General features: G+C 65.2%; 2 protein-coding genes and 1 pseudogene. All 3 read right to left on the bottom strand.

The genetic code is table 11. The annotated features are described in order from the left end of the window. Positions 1 to 981 (bottom strand): Hsp70 family protein (locus tag AB4Y84_RS20370; RefSeq protein WP_442250785.1); only part of this gene is annotated, 981 nt, incomplete at its 3' end. A gap of 203 nt (positions 982 to 1,184) precedes the next feature. Next, positions 1,185 to 1,700, bottom strand: a complete 516-nt coding sequence (gene grpE / locus AB4Y84_RS20365) for a nucleotide exchange factor GrpE (protein WP_025878870.1) — start codon at positions 1,698 to 1,700, stop codon at positions 1,185 to 1,187. Positions 1,701 to 1,763: 63 nt separating this feature from the next. Continuing rightward, positions 1,764 to 1,942 (bottom strand): annotated as a pseudogene (locus AB4Y84_RS20360) (heat-inducible transcriptional repressor HrcA); the annotation flags it as partial.

Genomic DNA, 1,942 nt, shown 5'->3' with positions numbered 1-1,942 from the left:
GTTCAGGGCCACGCGGCACGGCTCGATCGACTTCTTGATCAGCTCTTCCACCAGCGACTCCAGCTTGGCGCGGGTCAGCTTGATGTTCAGGTGCTTCGGACCCGACGCGTCAGCGGTGACGTACGGCAGGTTCACTTCGGTCTGCTGGGCGCTGGACAGTTCGATCTTGGCGCGCTCGGCAGCATCCTTCAGGCGCTGCAGGGCCAGCGGATCCTTGCGCAGGTCGATGCCCTGGTCCTTGTTGAACTCTTCAACCAGGTACTCGATGACGCGGTTGTCGAAGTCTTCGCCACCCAGGAAGGTGTCGCCGTTGGTGGCCAGCACTTCGAACTGCTTCTCGCCGTCGACATTGGCGATCTCGATCACCGAAACGTCGAAGGTGCCGCCGCCCAGGTCGTACACAACGATCTTGCGATCCTTGTTGTCGCCCTTGTCCAGGCCATAGGCCAGCGCGGCCGCRGTCGGCTCGTTGATGATGCGCTTGACGTCCAGRCCGGCGATGCGGCCAGCGTCCTTGGTTGCCTGGCGCTGSSWGTCGTTGAAGTARGCCGGCACGGTGATGACCGCTTCGGTGACCTTCTCACCGAGGAAGTCCTCGGCGGTCTTCTTCATCTTCTCCAGCACCTTGGCCGAGATTTCCTGCGGCGCCATCTTCTTGGCATCGCTGGTGGCCACCCAGGCATCGCCATTGTCATGGGCCAGGATGCTGTACGGGACGTGCGCGATGTCCTTCTGCACTTCGGCGTCGGTGAACTTGCGGCCGATCAGGCGCTTCACCGCGTAGAAGGTGTTCTTCGGGTTGGTCACGGCCTGGCGCTTGGCCGAGGCACCGACCAGGACTTCGCCGTCCTTGGTGTAGGCGACGATCGACGGGGTGGTGCGATCGCCTTCCGAATTTTCGATGACGCGGGCCTTGCCGCCGTCCATGATCGCCACGCACGAGTTGGTGGTGCCGAGGTCGATACCAATGATCTTGCCCATGGGGGAGACTCCTTGAAGGATGTTGTTTTTGTCAGCCCGGCCGTTCGGCCGGTGGATGAATGGGATGTGGGGGAGGCTCGTGGAACATTCAAGCCATCCCCCGAACGCTGTGTTTCCGTTCGCCCAACACGTTCAGCGTCGGTCGTGCCGATGCCCCGGTCGCGGCGGGAAAACCCGCGCCAGGCCAGGCCCGGCGCCCGCGGTCAATCGGCGGCAACCACCACCAGCGCCGGCCGCAGCAGGCGCTCGTTGAGCAGGTAGCCCTTCTGGAACACGGTCACCACGCTGCCCGGGGCGGCGCCGGGGGCAGCGACCTGGCTGATCGCCTGGTGGTGTTCCGGGTTGAACGGCTGCCCGGTCGGGTCCAGCAGCACCAGGCCGTTGTCACCAGCGACCTTCAACAGCTGCTTGTAGGTCAGCTCCAGGCCCTCGCGAAGCGGGTGGGCATCGTCACCGGCGGCCTTGAGGCCGGCATCGAGGCTGTCGAATACCGGCAGCAGTTCGCCCAGCAGCTTCTCGTTGGCGAACTTGCGCGCCTGTTCGATGTCGCGGGCCACGCGCTTGCGCTGGTTGTCGAGGTCGGCGCGCTCACGCAGCGCTTCGGCCTTGACCTGCTCCACTTCGGCACGGAGCTGTTCGATCTGTTCGTTGACGCCCTCGGCGGCAGCTGCGTCGGCGGCGGCCTGCTGGGCGGCGATGTCTGGCTGATCTTGATTCATGTCTGGGTCCCTGGCGGTCACTCTCCGCCTCCACCCACCCTAGTGTGGGCGGGATGCTGCGTTTCAAGCGTCCGATGCACCCGGAGTTCGCCCGCCCGGCGAAAAGGCCGCGCCGAGCACATCGGCGGTGGCCTGGACCAGCGGAATCATCCGGTCGTAGGCCATCCGCTTCGGCCCGATCACGCCCAGCACGCCCAGTACCTGGCCGTTGGCGGTGTACGGCGCGGTGACCAGCGAGACGC

Origin of the sequence: Stenotrophomonas sp. 2YAF22, assembly GCF_052114665.1 — a bacterium.
GTDB classification, from domain to species: domain Bacteria; phylum Pseudomonadota; class Gammaproteobacteria; order Xanthomonadales; family Xanthomonadaceae; genus Stenotrophomonas; species Stenotrophomonas indicatrix.
This window is presented reverse-complemented; position numbering and strand designations above follow the sequence as displayed.